17 protein-coding genes and 2 pseudogenes are annotated in these 17,689 nt (G+C 58.2%); 5 read left to right on the forward strand and 14 right to left on the reverse strand.

Annotation, left to right across the window (positions count from 1 at the left end; translation table 11 throughout):
• Positions 1–143 precede the first annotated feature (143 nt).
• On the forward strand, positions 144–2,036 hold the full coding sequence (locus tag RGU44_RS21530) for a glucan biosynthesis protein G (protein WP_322177428.1): 1,893 nt from the start codon (positions 144–146) through the stop codon (positions 2,034–2,036).
• Entirely contained in the window at positions 2,029–4,605 is a 2,577-nt protein-coding gene (gene mdoH / locus RGU44_RS21535; RefSeq protein WP_322277894.1) for a glucans biosynthesis glucosyltransferase MdoH, read from the forward strand. Before RGU44_RS21530 ends, mdoH begins: the two co-directional genes overlap by 8 nt.
• Positions 4,606–4,708: 103 nt before the next feature.
• On the opposite strand, the gene RGU44_RS25195 is transcribed toward mdoH, so the two are convergent.
• The 13 genes and pseudogenes from RGU44_RS25195 to ubiE all read right to left on the reverse strand — a co-directional run bounded on the left by RGU44_RS25195 (position 4,709) and on the right by ubiE (position 15,083).
• Positions 4,709–5,581, reverse strand: a complete 873-nt coding sequence (locus RGU44_RS25195; RefSeq protein WP_407074650.1) for a methyl-accepting chemotaxis protein — start codon at positions 5,579–5,581, stop codon at positions 4,709–4,711.
• Positions 5,564–6,649: pseudogene (locus RGU44_RS25200) on the reverse strand (methyl-accepting chemotaxis protein); the annotation flags it as partial. The pseudogene RGU44_RS25200 and the gene RGU44_RS25195, both read right to left, overlap by 18 nt.
• A 248-nt stretch (positions 6,650–6,897) precedes the next feature.
• Positions 6,898–7,761, reverse strand: coding sequence for a methyl-accepting chemotaxis protein (locus RGU44_RS25205; protein WP_416194657.1), 864 nt, complete (start codon positions 7,759–7,761; stop codon positions 6,898–6,900).
• Positions 7,753–8,928, reverse strand: a pseudogene (locus tag RGU44_RS25210) (methyl-accepting chemotaxis protein); the annotation flags it as partial. The pseudogene RGU44_RS25210 and the gene RGU44_RS25205, both read right to left, overlap by 9 nt.
• A 53-nt stretch (positions 8,929–8,981) precedes the next feature.
• On the reverse strand, positions 8,982–9,689 hold the full coding sequence (locus tag RGU44_RS21550) for a 16S rRNA (uracil(1498)-N(3))-methyltransferase (RefSeq protein ID WP_322177432.1): 708 nt from the start codon (positions 9,687–9,689) through the stop codon (positions 8,982–8,984).
• Positions 9,686–10,489: a twin-arginine translocase subunit TatC gene (gene tatC, locus RGU44_RS21555; RefSeq protein WP_322177433.1), complete on the reverse strand. Its 804-nt coding sequence runs from the start codon at positions 10,487–10,489 to the stop codon at positions 9,686–9,688. The genes RGU44_RS21550 and tatC overlap by 4 nt, the downstream gene beginning before the upstream one ends.
• Positions 10,486–10,977 (reverse strand): Sec-independent protein translocase protein TatB, encoded by a 492-nt coding sequence (gene tatB, locus RGU44_RS21560; RefSeq protein ID WP_322277897.1) that lies wholly within the window; start codon positions 10,975–10,977, stop codon positions 10,486–10,488. The genes tatC and tatB overlap by 4 nt, the downstream gene beginning before the upstream one ends.
• 10 nt (positions 10,978–10,987) lie before the next feature.
• Positions 10,988–11,251: a twin-arginine translocase TatA/TatE family subunit gene (locus RGU44_RS21565; protein WP_219063590.1), complete on the reverse strand. Its 264-nt coding sequence runs from the start codon at positions 11,249–11,251 to the stop codon at positions 10,988–10,990.
• 26 nt (positions 11,252–11,277) lie between these two features.
• On the reverse strand, positions 11,278–11,610 hold the full coding sequence (locus tag RGU44_RS21570; RefSeq protein WP_219063589.1) for a phosphoribosyl-ATP diphosphatase: 333 nt from the start codon (positions 11,608–11,610) through the stop codon (positions 11,278–11,280).
• On the reverse strand, positions 11,603–12,004 hold the full coding sequence (gene hisI, locus RGU44_RS21575; protein WP_322177435.1) for a phosphoribosyl-AMP cyclohydrolase: 402 nt from the start codon (positions 12,002–12,004) through the stop codon (positions 11,603–11,605). The genes RGU44_RS21570 and hisI overlap by 8 nt, the downstream gene beginning before the upstream one ends.
• 69 nt (positions 12,005–12,073) lie before the next feature.
• Complete coding sequence (gene ubiB, locus RGU44_RS21580; protein WP_322177436.1) at positions 12,074–13,693, reverse strand: ubiquinone biosynthesis regulatory protein kinase UbiB; 1,620 nt, start codon at positions 13,691–13,693, stop codon at positions 12,074–12,076.
• Positions 13,690–14,313 (reverse strand): ubiquinone biosynthesis accessory factor UbiJ, encoded by a 624-nt coding sequence (locus RGU44_RS21585; RefSeq protein ID WP_322177437.1) that lies wholly within the window; start codon positions 14,311–14,313, stop codon positions 13,690–13,692. Before RGU44_RS21585 ends, ubiB begins: the two co-directional genes overlap by 4 nt.
• Entirely contained in the window at positions 14,313–15,083 is a 771-nt protein-coding gene (gene ubiE / locus RGU44_RS21590; protein WP_219063685.1) for a bifunctional demethylmenaquinone methyltransferase/2-methoxy-6-polyprenyl-1,4-benzoquinol methylase UbiE, read from the reverse strand. Before ubiE ends, RGU44_RS21585 begins: the two co-directional genes overlap by 1 nt.
• A gap of 149 nt (positions 15,084–15,232) precedes the next feature.
• On the opposite strand from ubiE, the gene RGU44_RS21595 reads away from it, so the two are divergent.
• The 3 genes from RGU44_RS21595 (at position 15,233) to RGU44_RS21605 (ending at position 16,891) form a co-directional block, all read left to right on the forward strand.
• Complete coding sequence (locus RGU44_RS21595; RefSeq protein WP_322177438.1) at positions 15,233–15,511, forward strand: polyhydroxyalkanoic acid system family protein; 279 nt, start codon at positions 15,233–15,235, stop codon at positions 15,509–15,511.
• A gap of 185 nt (positions 15,512–15,696) precedes the next feature.
• Positions 15,697–16,122, forward strand: coding sequence for a phasin family protein (locus tag RGU44_RS21600; RefSeq protein WP_322177439.1), 426 nt, complete (start codon positions 15,697–15,699; stop codon positions 16,120–16,122).
• A 10-nt stretch (positions 16,123–16,132) separates the two neighbouring features.
• On the forward strand, positions 16,133–16,891 hold the full coding sequence (locus tag RGU44_RS21605) for a phasin family protein (protein WP_322177440.1): 759 nt from the start codon (positions 16,133–16,135) through the stop codon (positions 16,889–16,891).
• 121 nt (positions 16,892–17,012) lie between these two features.
• On the opposite strand, the gene RGU44_RS21610 is transcribed toward RGU44_RS21605, so the two are convergent.
• On the reverse strand, positions 17,013–17,627 hold the full coding sequence (locus tag RGU44_RS21610) for a TetR/AcrR family transcriptional regulator (RefSeq protein WP_322177441.1): 615 nt from the start codon (positions 17,625–17,627) through the stop codon (positions 17,013–17,015).
• Between the last annotated feature and the right edge of the window lie 62 nt (positions 17,628–17,689).

A 17,689-nucleotide genomic window follows, 5' to 3' on the forward strand; every position in this document is an offset into this window, starting at 1 on the left:
TGACCCGATTGATATAGCCAGAGGCTGGTCCGTCGCCGTTTAGGGAATCATTAGGTCCTTTCGGAGTCGGAACAATGCTCGCCAACCCGGCACTTGATAGCTGGCCGTTGGTTTTATGATCTGTTTTTCGGCGAGGGTTGCTCGTGATTGTTAGTCCCTGTATTGCTCCAATGAAACCCGGTAAACGGTTACGTAGTGCCCTGTTGGCAGGTTCTGCACTGATCTGTCTGTTCAGCGCAGGCCAGCTTTGGGCGTTCAGCCTGGACGATGTTGCGGCCAAGGCCAAAGACATGGCCGGGCAGAAGTACGAAGCTCCGAAGAGCAATCTGCCGAACGAATTTCGCGACATGAAGTTCGCGGATTATCAAAAAATCCGTTTTCTTCAAGAAAAGGGCGTGTGGGCTGGGGAAAAGACACCCTTCAAGCTGTCCTTTTATCACCAGGGCATGCACTTCGACACGCCGGTCAAAATCAATGAAGTCACGGCGACCGATGTACAGGAATTCAAGTACGACCCTGGCCGGTTCGATTTTGGCGACATGAAGTTCGACCCGAAAGCCACCGAAAAACTCGGTTACGCAGGCTTTCGCGTGCTTTACCCGATCAATAAAGATGATAAGAACGACGAGATCATGACGATGCTGGGCGCGAGCTACTTCCGCGTGATTGGCAAAGGTCAGGTCTACGGCTTGTCTGCGCGCGGTATGGCTATCGACACCGCAATGCCATCGGGTGAGGAGTTCCCGCGTTTCACCGAGTTCTGGATCGAGCGTCCACAACCGGACGACAACCATTTGGTGATCTTTGCACTGCTGGACTCTCCACGTGCGACAGGCGCCTATCAACTGACCTTGCGTCCGGGCACCAACACCCTCGTCGACGTCAAGTCGCGCATGTTCCTGCGCGATAAAGTTGGCAAACTGGGCGTCGCTCCACTGACCAGCATGTACCTGTTTGGCGCCAATCAGCCGTCCAAAGTACTGAACTATCGCCGCGAACTGCATGACTCCAGCGGTCTGTCGATTCAGGCCGCCAATGGCGAGTGGATCTGGCGTCCGTTGAACAACCCGAAACACCTCGCGGTCAGCAGCTTCTCGGTGGAAAACCCGCGTGGCTTCGGTCTGCTTCAGCGTGGCCGTAACTTCAGCCACTACGAAGACCTGGATGATCGTTATGACAAACGCCCAAGTGCCTGGATCGAACCGAAAGGCGACTGGGGCAAAGGCACCGTTGATCTGGTAGAAATCCCGACTGCCGACGAAACCAACGACAACATCGTTGCGTTCTGGAAGCCGGAAGTCATTCCTGAGCCAGGCCAGCCGATGGAGTTCAACTATCGCCTGCACTGGACCATGGACGAAAGCTCCATCCATTCCCCTGATCTGGGCTGGGTCAAGCAGACCCTGCGCTCTACCGGTGACGTCAAACAGTCCAATCTGATCCGTCAGCCTGACGGCAGTGTGGCTTTCCTGGTCGACTTCGAAGGCCCGGTGCTCGCAAAACTGGGTGAAGACCCGGCGATCCGCAGCCAAGTGACCACTGACGACAACACTGAGTTGGTAGAAAACAATCTGCGCTACAACCCGGTGACCAAAGGCTGGCGTCTGACGTTGCGCCTGAAAGCCAAAGATTCGGGCAAGTCGATCGACATGCGCGCTTATCTGCTTCGTGAAGTTCCTGCCGAGCCTGGTAAGGAACCTGCGGCAATTGTTGCTGACAAAGCAGATAAGAAAGTAGAGAAGAAGGTCGAGAGCAAAGTGGCTCCGAAAGAAGAGAAAACCGTCATAGTCAAGGCTGACACGGCTAAGCCCGCCGAGGCGAAAGGCGACTCCACAAAAGCAGACGTAGCGAAGGCCGACTCGACAAAAGCAGACGCTGCAAAAGCAGAAGTAGCGAAGGCCGATGTCGCGAAAGACAAAGATGGCAAACAGATCCCGCAGCCTGAAGCCGAGACTGCCCCCACTAATCCGGAACCGGCCAAGAATGTACAAATCTTGACCGAGACCTGGAGCTATCAGTTGCCTGCCGATGAGTAATGTCCAGTCTGTGCCAGAGTCTCTGACCGAGTACCTGGCACATTTGCCGATGAGCGATGAGCAGCGGGCGGAACTCGCCAGCTGCACCTCGTTCACCGAGCTGCACCAGCGTCTTTCAACGCAGCCATTCACCGATAGCGCCGAGGCCGCTCAGGCTTCGGTTGGCCGTCGTTTGACATTGACCACCGCTGACGAGCTGGAAGAAGCTGAAATGCTCGTCCTCGACGCCAGTGGTCGGGTCTGCCTGAAAGCCACGCCGCCGATTCGTCGTACCAAAGTCATCCCTGAGCCATGGCGCACCAATATCCTGGTGCGTGGCTGGCGCCGTCTGATGGGTCGCAAGAATCTTCCCTCACCGCCCCAGCGCGAGCTGCCTTCGGCACGCTGGCGTTTTGTCGGCTCATTGCGCCGTTACATCTTGCTGGTGCTGATGCTGGGTCAAACCGTCGTTGCCACTTGGTACATGAAAGGGATCATGCCTTACCAAGGCTGGTCCTTCGTGTCACTGGATGAAATCACTCGCCAGACATTGTTCCAGACTGCGGTGCAAGTGCTGCCCTATGCCTTGCAGACCAGCATTCTATTGCTGTTCGGGATTTTGTTCTGTTGGGTCTCGGCCGGCTTCTGGACGGCGTTGATGGGCTTTCTCGAATTGCTCACCGGGCATGACAAATACCGCATTTCCGGGGCCAGCGCAGGTAACGAACCCATCGAAGCCGGTGCTCGTACCGCCATCGTGATGCCGATCTGTAATGAAGACGTTCCTCGTGTGTTCGCCGGTCTGCGCGCTACTTTTGAATCGGTAGCCGCCACGGGCGACCTGGACCGCTTTGACTTTTTCGTCCTCAGTGATACCAACGACTCCGATATCGCCGTCGCCGAACAGCAGGCCTGGCTTGAGGTCTGCCGTGAAAGCGAAGGCTTCGGCAAGATCTTCTATCGTCGCCGTCGTCGTCGGGTAAAACGCAAAAGCGGCAACCTTGATGACTTCTGCCGTCGCTGGGGCGGTGAATACCGCTACATGGTCGTGCTCGATGCCGACAGCGTCATGAGCGGTGAATGCCTGACCAGTCTGGTGCGTTTGATGGAAGCCACCCCGGACGCCGGCATTATCCAGACCGCGCCACGCGCGTCGGGCATGGACACGCTGTATGCGCGCATGCAGCAGTTCGCTACCCGTGTGTACGGGCCGCTGTTTACCGCCGGTTTGCACTTCTGGCAGTTGGGCGAATCCCACTACTGGGGGCACAACGCGATCATCCGCATGAAGCCGTTCATCGAGCACTGCGCCTTGGCGCCGTTGCCCGGTAAAGGGGCTTTCGCCGGGGCTATTCTGTCTCACGACTTCGTCGAAGCCGCGCTGATGCGCCGTGCCGGTTGGGGCGTGTGGATTGCTTATGATTTGCCCGGCAGTTACGAAGAGTTGCCGCCTAACCTGTTGGATGAACTCAAGCGTGACCGCCGTTGGTGTCACGGTAACTTGATGAACTTCCGGCTGTTCTTGGTCAAAGGTATGCACCCGGTACACCGTGCGGTGTTCCTGACCGGGGTGATGTCGTACCTGTCGGCACCGTTATGGTTCTTCTTCCTTGTGCTGTCGACTGCCTTGTTGGCGGTTAACACGCTCATGGAGCCGCAGTACTTCATGGAGCCACGTCAGCTGTATCCGTTGTGGCCACAATGGCACCCGGACAAAGCTGTCGCGCTGTTCTCGACCACCATCGTGTTGCTGTTCCTGCCCAAACTGCTCAGCATTATTCTGATCTGGGCCAAGGGTTCGGTAGGTTTTGGCGGTCGGATCAAAGTGACCCTGTCGATGCTGATGGAAATGCTGTTTTCGGTGCTGTTGGCACCGGTCCGCATGCTGTTCCACACGCGCTTCGTACTGGCCGCGTTCCTCGGTTGGGCCGCGACCTGGAACTCGCCGCAGCGTGACGATGACTCCACGCCATGGAGCGAAGCGGTCAAGCGCCACGGTCCGCAAACGCTTTTGGGTTTGTGCTGGGGTCTGCTGGTCGCCTCGCTGAACCCAAGCTTCCTATGGTGGCTGGCCCCGATTGTCGGCTCGTTGATGCTGTCGATTCCGGTTTCGGTGATTTCCAGCCGGGTCGGTTTGGGCCTCAAGGCGCGGGACGAGAAACTCTTCCTGATCCCTGAAGAGTACGCGCCGCCAAAAGAGCTGGTCGCGACCGATCATTACACCCATGAAAACCGTTGGCATGCGTTGAAACAGGGCTTCATTCGGGCCGTGGTCGATCCACAGCAGAACGCACTGGCATGCGCCTTGGCGACGTCGCGGCACACGCAGTCCGAGCCGATTGAATGGACGCGCATCGAGCGGGTTCGTCAGGCGATGAAAGTCGGGCCGGATAAACTCAGCAACCAGGAACGCCTGATGCTGTTGAGTGACCCGGTAGCCTTGGCGCGACTGCATGAACAGGTCTGGAGCGAAGGTCATCCTGAGTGGCTCGCCGCGTGGCGTCAGTCGATCGAAGCCGATCCGCATGCGCCTCTGCTGCCGTTGCAACCTGCCACCCATGTTGCCCCGCACCAACTGGCTAACGCCTGATAGCGCGGTAAAAAAGCGCCCTTGAGGTCACTCCTCAAGGGCGTTTTTTTTGGAATGGAATAAACAGCGTGTAGACGATTTCGCTCCGTTTTCGACGCTGCACCTACACCCGAAACCGCCCCACCAGCCCCTGCAAATGAGTCCCCAATCGCGCCAGTTCGACACTCGACGCTGCCGTTTCCTCGCTGGCCGCTGCCGTCTGTTCGGCGATATCACGCACGTTCAGTACGCTGCGAGTGATTTCCTCGGCGACGGCGCTTTGTTCCTCCCCTGCGGTCGCGATCTGCTGGTTCATGCTCTGGATGGTCGAGACAGTGAGCGTGATGTGTTCCAGGGCGCCGCCGGCCCGACGGCTCAATTCGACGCTGCTGTCCGACAGGGTGCGGCTGTTGTCCAAGGTGGTTACCACCTGCTGGGTGCCGTTCTGCAAGGCGGCGATCAGCTCTTCGATCTCTTCGGTGGATTGCTGGGTGCGTTGCGCCAGGCTGCGCACCTCGTCCGCAACCACTGCGAAACCACGGCCCGCTTCACCGGCGCGTGCGGCTTCAATGGCGGCGTTCAGGGCCAGTAGATTGGTTTGCTGCGACACTGATTTGATCACGTCGAGCACGCTGCCAATTTTATCGCTTTCCAGCTTGAGTTGGTTCATCGCCACGGTTGAGTTGCCGACCTCAACGGCCAGACTCTCAATCAGGGTAATGGCTTCAGCTACCACTTTGTCGCCCTCGCGGGCCTGCTGATCGGCCTGGACTGCGGCGTTCGACGCTTCCTCGGCATTGCGGGCGACCTCCCGTACAGTTGCTGTCATCTCGTTCATGGCGGTGGCGACCTGATCGGTTTCATCTTTTTGGCTGTTCACGCCGACACTGGTCTGCGCCGTCACCGCAGACAACTGCTCTGCGGCGCTGGCGATTTGCGAAACACCGTCGCCAATTCCGCCGATCAGCTCACGCAGGCTCAGGGTCATTTGCTGCATGCTGGCCTGCAGTTGGCCCATTTCATCGCGGCGCTCGATGACCAGGTCTTTGCTCAAGTCGCCTTGAGCAATGCGTCCGGCCGCAGTCAGTGTTTGTTGCAGGGGGACGATGATCTGTCGTGTTATTAGCCAAGCAGCAAAGAGCCCGAACAGCAGCGCCATAGAGGCAACGCTGATCAAGGTGGTGCGCGCCCGCGCCGCCTCGTTATCGCGCTGAGCGGTCTGGCGGTTACTCAGCTCGGCGCTGGAGGCGAGCAACGTGTTACCCAGCGCTTCCATGCTCTCTTGTGCGGCCTCGGCCTTGATCTGAATGTCTTTGAATTGGCTTAGTTTGTCGCGATAGTTCTGTAAAGTCTGATTGGCTTGTTGCAGCCCGGAGACATTGGCGTCGGCTTGATCCTCGGATATCTGGCTAACCTCTTTGAGTGCCTCATTGATGGCTGCAATCGCCGCAAGTTCATATCGCTCCTGACCGCTGAAGGTATAAGCCTGCACTTGATAGCGCGCAGCCTCGATCTGCTGCCGCAGCTGAGAGATGTTGGTAAATTCGCCCAGCCGTTCGTTGCTGTCCTGCTCTTGGCTGACGGCCTTCAGTACCTCGGTTTCCACCTGTGCCACCGTTTTCATGGCCTGCACGGATTGTTGCTCAAGCAGTTCGCGGATGTTGCCGCGTGCCTTCAATGTCTGCCCAAGTTCGGTGAAGGTCCTTTCAAAGCTGCGTACCGTCTCACTCTGGTTCGATAGCAACGCGAGGCTGACCGGGTCGTCCATGGTGCTGCGTAACGCATTGAGCTGTACTTGGAGTTCGTTAAGGCGCTTTAGCACTGTGGCGGCACTCTCCGGTGTATTTTCAACGCGAAAGGTGATCCGCTCAATCCGCAGGTCCTTGCTCGCGTTGGTCAACTGGCCGATGCCCGTCAGCTTTTCGGAGCGGTCGATCATGGTGTCGAGCGCATGCCAGCCCGTCACGGTGATCGCCAGAGTCAGCAGTAAGACCAGGCCGAAGCCCAGTGCGAGTTTAAGCTTGACGCTTGTATTACCCAGAGCCTGGGTCAGGGTTCGGAACATGAGAGTTCTCCTGCAAGGGATGCGAAAAGAAGGCAAAACATCGTTGTGCCTGGTTAACGCATCGGCAGGGGAAGGGGTCGCTCGACCTGAACAGGTCGTAGGAAAAGTCTGAAAATAACTGATAGATGTCACATGCGCTGTAGGAGGGACTGGACCGTCTTGTCTGCGAAGGCCCAGCAGCGCGGTGTCTGGCCGACCTGGTTGTCTGGTCTTCGCAGACAAGTCTGCTCCTACAGATATGTGTTGTTTTACACCCTGAACTTGCCCACCAACATTTGTAGATGGTTGCCCAGTCGCGCCAGTTCGACACTGGATGCTGCGGTTTCTTCACTGGCTGCGGAGGTTTGCTCGGAGACGTCGCGTACGTTCAATACGCTGCGGTTGATCTCTTCGGCGGTAGCGCTTTGTTGTTCGGCTGCGGCGGCGATTTGCTGGTTCATGCCCTGGATCGCTGACACGGTGCGAGCAATATTCTCCAGCGAGCTGCCGGCTCGGCGCGTCAGTTCGACACTGCTGACGGTCAGGCTGCGGCTGTTGTCCATGATGGTCGCCACGTGCTGGGTGCCTTTTTGCAGGCCGGCGATCAGCGACTCGATCTCTTCGGTGGATTTTTGCGTGCGCTGGGCAAGGCTGCGCACTTCATCGGCCACCACGGCGAAACCACGACCGGCTTCCCCTGCTCGCGCGGCTTCAATGGCGGCGTTGAGCGCCAGGAGGTTGGTCTGTTGCGCAACCGATTTGATCACGTCGAGCACACTGCCAATCTTGTCGCTTTCACGCTTGAGTTCAGTCATCGCGTCGGTGGAGTTGCCGACTTCACTGGCCAGACGTTCGATCTGGGTGATGGCTTCCTTGACCACCCGGTCGCCTTCACGCGCCTGTTGATCAGCGGCAACGGCGGCTTCAGACGCTTCTTCGGCATTGCGCGCGACCTCCTGAACAGTGGCCGTCATTTCGTGCATGGCCGTGGCCACCTGATCGGTTTCGACCTTCTGGCTGTTAACCCCGGCACTGGTTTGTTCGGTCACAGCGGACAACTCTTCAGCGGCGCTGGCGATTTGCGTCACACTGTCGCTGATGCCCCCAATCAAGGCACGCAAGTTGACGGTCATGCGCTGAATACTGTTCTGCAACTGGCCTATCTCGTCCTTGCGCTCGACGTGTAAATCCTGGCTCAAATCACCTGAAGCGACACGTTCCACGACGTGGAGCGTGTGCAGCAGCGGGGTGACGATCTGGCGAGTGATAGCCCAAGCCGCAATGACACCGAACAGCAGTGCCAGGGCCGTTGCGATGCCGAGCATGGAGCGGGCTTGAGCGCTATCAGCATCGCGCTTGAGGTTTTGTGAAGCAGACAGTTGGCTGCTGAGTGTCAGCAGGCTATCACCCAGCCCCGACATTTTTGCCAGCGCTTGCTGGTTCAGCAGTTGGGCATCACGGTATTGGCCCACGGCACCGCGATAGGCCTTGAGGGCATCGCTGGCGTCTTTGAGTTTGCCCAGATACTCGGACGGTATCGAGCCCGGCAGCGTGTTAAGCCCGGTCAGCGCGGCGTCGATAGCGGTGTTGGCGTTTTGCTCGAACTCAGGCTTGCCACTGTAGGTGTAGCTGCGCACCTCAAAGCGTGCCTGCTGGATCAGCTTGCTCAGTTCCACAACACCGTTGAACGCCAGAATGCTATCGCCCTTGAGCAACGATTCTTCGATGCCGGAGACATGCTCCACGGCACGGTCGGCGGTAGCGCCCAGATTCACGCGACTCGCTTCCCGGGTTTGAATGGCTTGGGTCATGTCGGCGAAAGCGCGACGGTAGCTTGCGCTGGCCTGGCTCTGCTGATCAAGCATGTCCTGATCAGCCTTGTTCTGAATCTTGGTTGTTGCAGTGCGCAGATTTTGCTCGACCTTATCGAGAACGCCAGTTACCGCGGCTGCGGACTCGGCGCTAGGTTGTGCTTCGTAATGTTGTCGGGCGACACGCAGGTCCCTGTTCAAGTCATTGAGTTGGGTGATCGACGCCAGCTTGTCACCCCGATCAATCAGCGAGGTCATGCTCAGCCAGCCCGTAAGGGTGATAACGATTGTGAGCAACAGCACCAGACCGAAGCCGATACCCAGTTTCAGGCTGACACTTATATTTCCGAGGCTTCGGACTAACCAACTGTACATGACGGCTCCCTGAGGTGAACTTGTTATAGCGTCCTCCTGCATCGGCTGCAGGGATCGGAACTGAAGCGCGTTGGTCGATAAAGTCGGACTAATTGCGTAGGAGATTTCGACCATTGCTCCATGCTGCGTCGTAAATCGAGTCTTGAAGATCGATGTGGGAATCTTCTTTAGAACAGGCGGGCGAGCAGGGCCGTGACAGCGGTTTCGACCCGCAGGATGCGTTCGCCGAGCTGGACCGGCTGGAGGCCAGCCTTGCTCAACAAGTCGATTTCGTAGGGGATCCAGCCGCCTTCCGGGCCGATGGCCAATGTGACGGACTGATCGGTGCCGCGCGGGCAGGCAGGGTAGTCACCCGGATGACCGACCAGACCCAGGCTGCCTTCAACCAGCTGAGGCAGACGGTCTTCGACGAACGGCTTGAAGCGTTTTTCGATCAGAATCTCTGGCAGTACGCAATCGCGTGCCTGTTCCAGACCCAATACAAGCTGTTCACGGATGGCTTCGGGCTCCAGAAACGGTGTTTGCCAGAAGCTTTTTTCCACCCGATAGCTGTTGAGTAGAATCACTCTGGGCACGCCCATGGTTGCGATTGTCTGAAACACCCGGCGCAGCATCTTCGGCCTGGGCAAGGCCAGCAGCAGGGTCAGGGGCAGTTTGGCCGGTGGCGCGCGATCAAGGCTGATCTGCAATTCGGCTTCATGGCTTTCCAGGCGCAGCAATTCGCCAGTGCCTAGCAAACCACCGATGCGGCCTACACGCAGGCTGTCGCCAACGACTGCGCGATGCACCTCTTGCATGTGCTTCAGGCGGCGGTCGCGCAGGATGACTCTGTCAGCTGCGATAAAGTCAGCTTTTTCGAGCAGCAGCAGGTTCACGGCTGGGTCGCAGGCGGCTGGTCGTGTTTGTCAGAGTCCTCATCCGTCTGGTCATCCGGGTGATCGCCACGCTTGACGATCAAGCCGCTGCACAACACGCCGATCTCGAACAGCAGCCACATTGGCACCGCAAGCAACGTCTGCGAAAAGATGTCCGGCGGTGTCAGAATCATGCCGACCACGAAGCAGCCAATGACCACGTACGGGCGCATTTTTTTCAAGTATTTGACATCGACGATGCCAATCCATACCAGCAACACCACCGCTACCGGGATCTCGAAAGCGACACCGAAGGCGAAGAACAAGGTCATGACAAAGTCCAAGTAACTGGCGATGTCAGTCATCATCGAAACGCCTTCCGGGGTCACGCTGGCGAAGAAGTGGAAAATCAGCGGGAACACCAAAAAGTACGCGAAGGCCATGCCTGAATAGAACAGGATAATGCTCGAAACCAGCAGCGGCACGGCGACGCGCTTTTCATGCTTATACAGACCGGGTGCAATAAAGCCCCATATCTGGTGCAGGATCACCGGCATCGCCAGAAACAGCGAGCACATCATGGTCAGCTTGAACGGTGTCAGGAACGGCGAGGCCACGTCGGTGGCGATCATCGTCGCGCCTTCGGGCAAATACACCCGCAGAGGTGCGGAAACCAGGGTGTAGATCTTTTGGGTGAAGTAAAACAACCCGGCAAAGATCAGGAAAATTGCCACAACGCAACGCAACAGGCGTGTGCGCAGCTCGGTGAGGTGCGAGATCAGCGGCATTTGCTGATCGTTTTCCGGGATATCAGCGCTCATGGGGCTCGCGGTGGCAAAGAAGAATCGTTGACGGGCGGTGCGCTTGGCACCGGGCTGACGTGTGCGACCGGGGCAGCCTCGGCTGGAGCTGCTGGAGCTGCTGGAGCAACGGGGACCGGGACAACGGCAACCGGTTCAGTCGCGACGACGGGCGTTTCCGGCTGCGATGCCGGTGTCGGCGGCGCGATGGTCTGTGCCTCGACTGGCGGGCTGACCGTCGCGACGGGCTCGACCGGTGCCTGTTGCGGCGCGAAAATCTTTTTGGCTTCCTGCTCTAACGACAGAATGTGCTCGTTGTGCAGCTGCCGACGAATTTCATCGGCACCGATTTCGCGCTCGACTTCCTGTTTGATCGCATTGAAGCTGCGCTTCAGCCGCCCGACCCAAAGGCCAGCAGTACGTGCAGCACCCGGCAGGCGCTCGGGGCCAAGCACCAGCAGGGCAACGAGGCCGACGAGCAGCAGTTCAGAGAAGCTGATACCAAACATTCAACACGACCTAGTCTTTGCGGATTGGCTCTTCGACTTTATGTGCTTGCGCGTCGATGGTCTGTGGCTCATGCAGGGTCGAACCCTGAGGCGCCTGCTGCGGTTGCATCGGCGGCTGCTGTTCAGCAGGTTTCTCTTCATCGTTCATGGCTTTGCGGAAGCCTTTGATTGATTCGCCAACATCCGTACCCAAGCCTTTGAGTTTCTTGGTGCCGAACACCAATACGACGACAACCAAAATGATGAGCCAGTGTTTCCAGTCAAAAATACCCATGAAACTTTCCTCCTCGAGGTGCGTGTTTAGTCGGCAGAGCGTGCGGCTTTTTCAGCGTGCCCGGACAGCCCGAAGCGCCGATCCAGTTCATCGAGTACAGCTTGCGGATGCTGACCCAAAGCTGCAAGCATCACCATGCTGTGAAACCACAGGTCCGCGGTCTCATAGATGACATCACTGCAATCACCGCTGATGGCGGCATCCTTGGCAGCGATGATGGTTTCGACCGATTCTTCACCGACCTTTTCCAGAATCTTGTTCAAACCCTTGTGGTACAGGCTGGCGACATAAGAACTGTCGGCAGCGGCGCCCTTGCGTGCTTCAAGCACTTCGGCCAGACGGGCCAGGGTGTCAGTCATGTGTGTGTCCTGCCTGATAGATAGCGTGCGGGTCTTTGAGCACCGGGTCGACAACCTTCCAGCCGGCATCGTCGTACACCCGGTAGAAGCAGCTTTCACGACCCGTGTGGCAGGCAATCCCGCCGATCTGTTCGACCTTCAGGATAATCACGTCGGCATCGCAGTCCAGGCGCAATTCGTGAAGCTTCTGCACATGCCCGGATTCTTCACCTTTGCGCCAGAGTTTGCCACGGGAACGCGACCAATAAATGGCCCGGTTCTCGGTCGCGGTCAAGCTCAGCGCTTCGCGATTCATCCAGGCCATCATCAGCACGCGTCCGGTTTCATGGTCCTGGGCAATCGCAGGCACCAAACCATCGCTGTTCCAGTGAATCTCGTCCAGCCAGTCTTTCATCGTCGACTCCGCAAGCCGGGCCTTGAGGCCTCGGCGATTGAATAGTGTGCCAGCGACCTGCGCTGCTGGCTATCGGCGCACGACCAGATACAGACCTGCCACCAACATGACCCAGGCTGGCCATGCTGCCAGCGCGACCAGGGCCGTGCCGCTGGCAGCCAGGGTCGAGCCCAGTACCGCGCCGCCTGCCAGTAAACCTGCGCCAGTCAGACGCAACGCCCAGCCGTCGCCACGCTCACGCCACGCGGGCTGCGGTGCGGAGGCGTGGGGCTTGGACATGCGCTCCAGCAGGTCGCGGGTCATGTTGGCCAGGTGGGGTATCTGTTCAACCTGCGTGTGCAGGTTGTGCAGCAGGGTTTTCGGGCTGACGCGCTCGCGCATCCAGCGCTCCAAAAACGGTTGAGCGGTGCTCCACAGGTCAAGTTCCGGGTACAGTTGGCGCCCCAGACCCTCAATGTTGAGCAGGGTTTTTTGTAACAGCACCAATTGTGGCTGGACTTCCATGTTGAAGCGGCGTGCGGTCTGGAACAAACGCATCAGCACCTGGCCGAACGAAATGTCTTTAAGCGGCTTCTCGAAAATCGGTTCGCAAACAGTGCGGATCGCGGCTTCGAATTCGTTGAGCTTGGTATGCGCCGGCACCCAGCCCGAGTCGATGTGCAACTGGGCCACGCGACGATAGTCACGCTTGAAGAACGCAAACAGGTTGCGCGCCAGATAGTCCTGGTCTTCGGGCGTCAGGCTGCCGACGATGCCGCAGTCGATGGCGATGTACTGCGGGCTCCAAGGCTGCACGGTGCTGACGAAAATGTTGCCGGGATGCATGTCGGCATGAAAGAAGCTGTCACGAAATACTTGGGTGAAGAAAATCTCCACGCCGCGCTCGGCGAGCATTTTCATGTCGGTGCGCTGATCGGCCAGGGTCGCGAGGTCCGTGACCTGAATGCCGTAGATGCGCTCCATCACCAGTACTTTGGGGCGGCACCAGTCCCAATAGACTTGAGGCACGTAGAGCAGCGGCGAGCCTTCGAAGTTGCGTCGCAGCTGGCTGGAGTTGGCGGCCTCGCGCAACAAATCGAGTTCGTCGTAGATGGTCTTTTCGTAATCGCTGACCACCTCTACCGGATGCAGCAGACGTGCATCGGCCGAGAGCCGTTCGGCCACGCGGGCCAGTATGAACAACCACGCCAGATCCTGGCTGATGATCGGTTTGAGGCCGGGGCGCACGACTTTGACCACCACCTCTTCGCCGGTTTTCAACTGCGCGGCATGCACCTGCGCGACCGAGGCAGAGGCCAGCGGTGCGACATCGAAGCGGCTGAACACGGCACTGATTTTTGCGCCGAGCTGCTCTTCGATCAGGCCGATGGCCTGCTGCGAATCGAACGGCGGCACGCGGTCCTGCAAGTGCATCAACTCGTCGGCGATGTCCTCGGGGAGCAGATCGCGGCGGGTGGAGAGCAGCTGGCCGAATTTTATGAAAATCGGCCCGAGGTCCTGCAGCGCCATGCGCAAGCGTGCGCCACGGCTCAGCTCCAGGGGTTTACGCGGGAACCAGCGCCACGGCATGGCATAACGCAGGGCGAGCATCCACCAGGGCAGCGGCAGGGCAAACAACAAGTCATCGAGACGGTAGCGGATCACGACGCGTTGGATGCGAAACAGACGGCGGACGGCAAGCAGCTTCATGCGTTATCGCTGGATTTGAGGGAGAGGGCAAGGCGCTCGAAGCGCGCCTCGAGACGTTCAAGGTCGAGCCTGGTCTGGTCCAGCTCGGCGAAGCGGGCTTCGGCTTCACGTTGGCCGACCAGGGTGCGCGATTCCTCACTGAGGTAGTCGGCGAGGTTGTGCGTGAGGTTGGTCAGGCTGTCGCGGGTCCAGCGGGCGCTGCTGCGCAGTTGGCCCCCGAGCAAAGGACTGGCGACCGGACCGAGCCAGCGCGAGAGTTCGTACTCCCAGTCCAGCTCAAGGTCTTGCAGCACGCCGACCAGTTCCAGCAATACGGCGCTGTCGCCTTCAAGCTCGACTTCAGGGCCATGCAGTACGGCGGTTTTGTCCTGGCTCAGGGCTAGACGCAGCAAACTCGAGGCTGGCGCACGCAGGGTACAGTCGGCCTCAGCGGCCCAGTGTGCCGCCAACAGCAAGCCTTCATCGCTGGGCAAAATGAACAGCTGAAAGGCCGGGTTACGGCAATCGACTGCAATCATCTTGCCTGCCAGGCGTTCGAGGCGTGGCAGGGCGGTGCTGTCCATGCGCAGCACACGGTTGATGCCGAGCTCGACGCTGGCGAGCAAGCCGCTGAGTAACATCAGGGCTTGATGCCGCGATGCAGGGCAACGATGCCTGCGGTCATGTTGTGATAGGTCACACGGTCGAAACCGGCTTCTACCATCATCGACTTGAGGGTTTCCTGATTCGGGTGCATGCGGATCGACTCCGCCAGATAGCGGTAGCTTTCCGAGTCATTGGTAATCAGTTTGCCCATCAGCGGCATGAACGCGAACGAGTAAGCGTCGTAGGCCTTGGACATCAGCGCGTTGGTCGGTTTGGAGAACTCCAGGACCAACAAGCGCCCGCCGGGCTTGAGGACACGCAGCATCGAGCGCAGGGCGTCTTCTTTATGCGTCACGTTGCGCAGGCCGAAGGCGATGGTCACGCAGTCGAAATGGTTGTCCGGGAACGGCAGCTTTTCCGCGTCGGCCTGAACGAACTTGACGTTGCCAGCCACACCCAGGTCCAGCAGACGGTCGCGGCCGACTTTCAACATCGAGGCGTTGATGTCCGCCAGTACGACTTCGCCGGTCGGACCGACCAGATGCGAAAACTTTCTTGCCAGATCGCCAGTGCCGCCAGCGATGTCCAGCACGCGATTGCCCGTGCGTACGCCAGACAACTCGATAGCAAAGCGCTTCCACAACCGGTGCATGCCACCGGACAGCAGGTCGTTCATCAAGTCGTACTTGGCCGCAACGGAGTGGAAAACCTCAGCGACTTTCTCGGCTTTCTGGCTTTCCGGTACGTTTTTGTAGCCGAAGTGAGTGGTGGGTTCGGCATCGCTGCCTTTGCGCGGATCGTTCATATCGCTGTCACCGGAATAAAGTGGGGCCATTCTAATCGTCGGGGCAGCCTTTGTCTTGACAAGGCTCATGGTTGACATCTCCTCTTGGTCTCGCTGCTCATGGTGGCGCGATATAGAATGTGGCTCGAAACCGACCAAGGAGTCCTTGCATGGCCCAAATAACTGTTGAACGTGAACACGCCCTTGGCCGCGAAGCTGCGCGGGAAAAGGCCGAGCATCTGGTGCTCAAGCTGGCGGATAAATATGCGCTGAAACCGACATGGTCAGGCGATGTAGTGGAGCTCGAGGGCAAGGGCGCCAAGGGGAAAATCGAGGTCGAAGACACATTGATCAGGGTCAGCATCGAGCTGAACTTTTTCCTCTCGGCAATGAGCGGCGCGATCAAATCCGAGGTGGAGAGGGTCCTGGACAAAGAACTGCTGGCTTGAATTCCTGAATCCCCTCGCGGCTGTGTGATGTTTATCGATTAAACGCGTTACCGCTCCACAGCCCGCCCCCCCCCGCAAAATAGCCACCAACCTAGGGTGAGCATTCTAATTTTTCTGATTATTTTGTGCTCATGCCCATCAACCCGTGGGCAGTTCCTCCAACCTTTTTGAGCGTGAGGTGCACCATGGCCAAAGTAGCCCTGAAGAAGAAAGTTGATGCCGAGCAAGCCACGGCCCTTTCCGAAGTAAAACTGTATGCCCGCAAAATCTGGCTGGCTGGCTTGGGTGCCTACTCCAAGGCCGGTCAAGAAGGCGCCGAGTATGTAAAAGACTTGATCAAGACCGGCGAAGAAGTTGAAAAAAAGGGTAAGAAAATCGTCGACAAGCAGCTCGATGCGGCCAACAGCGAGATCGACACGATCAAAGACGACGTGGCAGGCGTCAAGGGCAAGTTCGAAGTGCAACTTCATAAAGTCGAGAAGGCTTTTGACCGCCGTGTTGGCCGCGCCTTGAATCGGTTTGGCATTGCGTCTAAACATGATGTTGAGACACTCTCTGCTAAGCTCGATGGGCTGACGGCATTGCTTGAACGTGTCGCGCATAAACAATAAGGAGATCGGGATGGCTGGCAAAAAGAAGATTGAAAAAGAAGGCAGCTCCTGGATTGGCGAGGTTGAAAAATACTCCCGTCAAATCTGGCTGGCTGGTTTAGGCGCTTACTCAAAAATCAGCAATGACGGCAGTAAGCTTTTCGAAACCCTGGTCAAAGACGGCGAGAAGGCCGAAAAGCAGACCAAGAGCGGCGTCGACAAGCAAGTCGATGCAGCGAAGGCAACAGCGCAATCGGCAAAATCCCGAGTGGGCGACGTCAAGGACCTTGCGCTGGGTAAGTGGAGCGAGCTCGAAGGTGCTTTCGACAAACGCCTGAACAGCGCCATCTCGCGCCTCGGTGTCCCAAGCCGCAACGAAGTCAAGGCACTGCACAGCAAGGTCGATCTCCTGACTAGGCAAATCGAGAAACTGACCGGCGCGTCGGTGACGCCTGTGTCCTCCAAAGCCGCTGCAAAACCTGCGGCTAAACCCGTAGCCAAGGCAACGGCCAAGGCAGTGGCCAAACCCGCGGCTAAAGCGCCGGCCAAAACGGCAGCCGCCAAGCCAGCCGCGAAACCGGTTGCCAAGCCTGTTGCCGCGAAATCGGTAGCTAAACCAGCCGCCACCAAGCCCGCAGCAGCGAAAGCACCCGCAGTGAAAAAAGCAGCAGCACCCAAGCCCGCTGCGGCCAAACCTGCAGTAGCAGCAACGCCAACTGCCGTTGCTGCTTCAGCGGCAACCCCTGCGCCAGCAACGACCGCTGCGTCGACGCCCGCCAGCCAGTCCTGATTTTTACGGACTGCCAAAAGCCCGGCTGCAAGGTCGGGCTTTTTCGTTTGTGCGTTACCTGTTAGAGAGACATAAGTGCAGCACGTGACGAGTCGTTGCGTGATGGAGTGGTCGGTTTCAACTACTCCTCCAGATAATGCATCGCCAGCTTCTCCACCCCCTGCCGCGAGTCGGGGATCAGGTGGGGCGCGACCAGCATCATGATCTGGTAGACAACGACGCGTACTTCGCCTTCTTTGCCGAGGATGCGTTGGTAGTCCAGGGAGAACAGCAGGGTCATGCTGATCTGTTCCACCAGTTGCCCCAGCGCTTGTGTGTCGCTGACCAGTTGCCTCTGTGCTTTCAGCTGTGCCAGTAACGATGCCAGGGTGCGTTTTAGTGCGTTGAGCAGGTTGCGGATACCGCGTGCCAGTTTTGGCAGACGGCCCGCGAGGTTGGACAGGTCCTGGAACAGGAAGCGGTAATACGACAGGCGCTCGACGATCAGGTGCAGAAACACCCAGTAGTCTTCCGGCGCGAGCTGTGCGTTGGCCGGGGGATTGAGTAGCGGCGACAGTTCTGTCTGGAAACGCTCGAACAAGCCCATGACCAGCGGCTCTTTGCCGTGAAAGTGGTAGTAGAGATTGCCGGGGCTGATCCCCAGTTCGTTAGCGATTTCCAGTGTCGAGACGTTAGGTTCGCCCTGTTGGTTGAACAAGTGCAAGGCGCATTCAAGGATACGGTCGCGTGTTTTCATCCGGTCTTCTTGTGTGGGTTAATCAGGAATGCACGCAGTGTGTGTTCGCGGCGCCACAGAGG

The sequence above is a fragment of the Pseudomonas sp. 5C2 genome, assembly GCF_034314155.1.
Lineage (GTDB): Bacteria > Pseudomonadota > Gammaproteobacteria > Pseudomonadales > Pseudomonadaceae > Aquipseudomonas.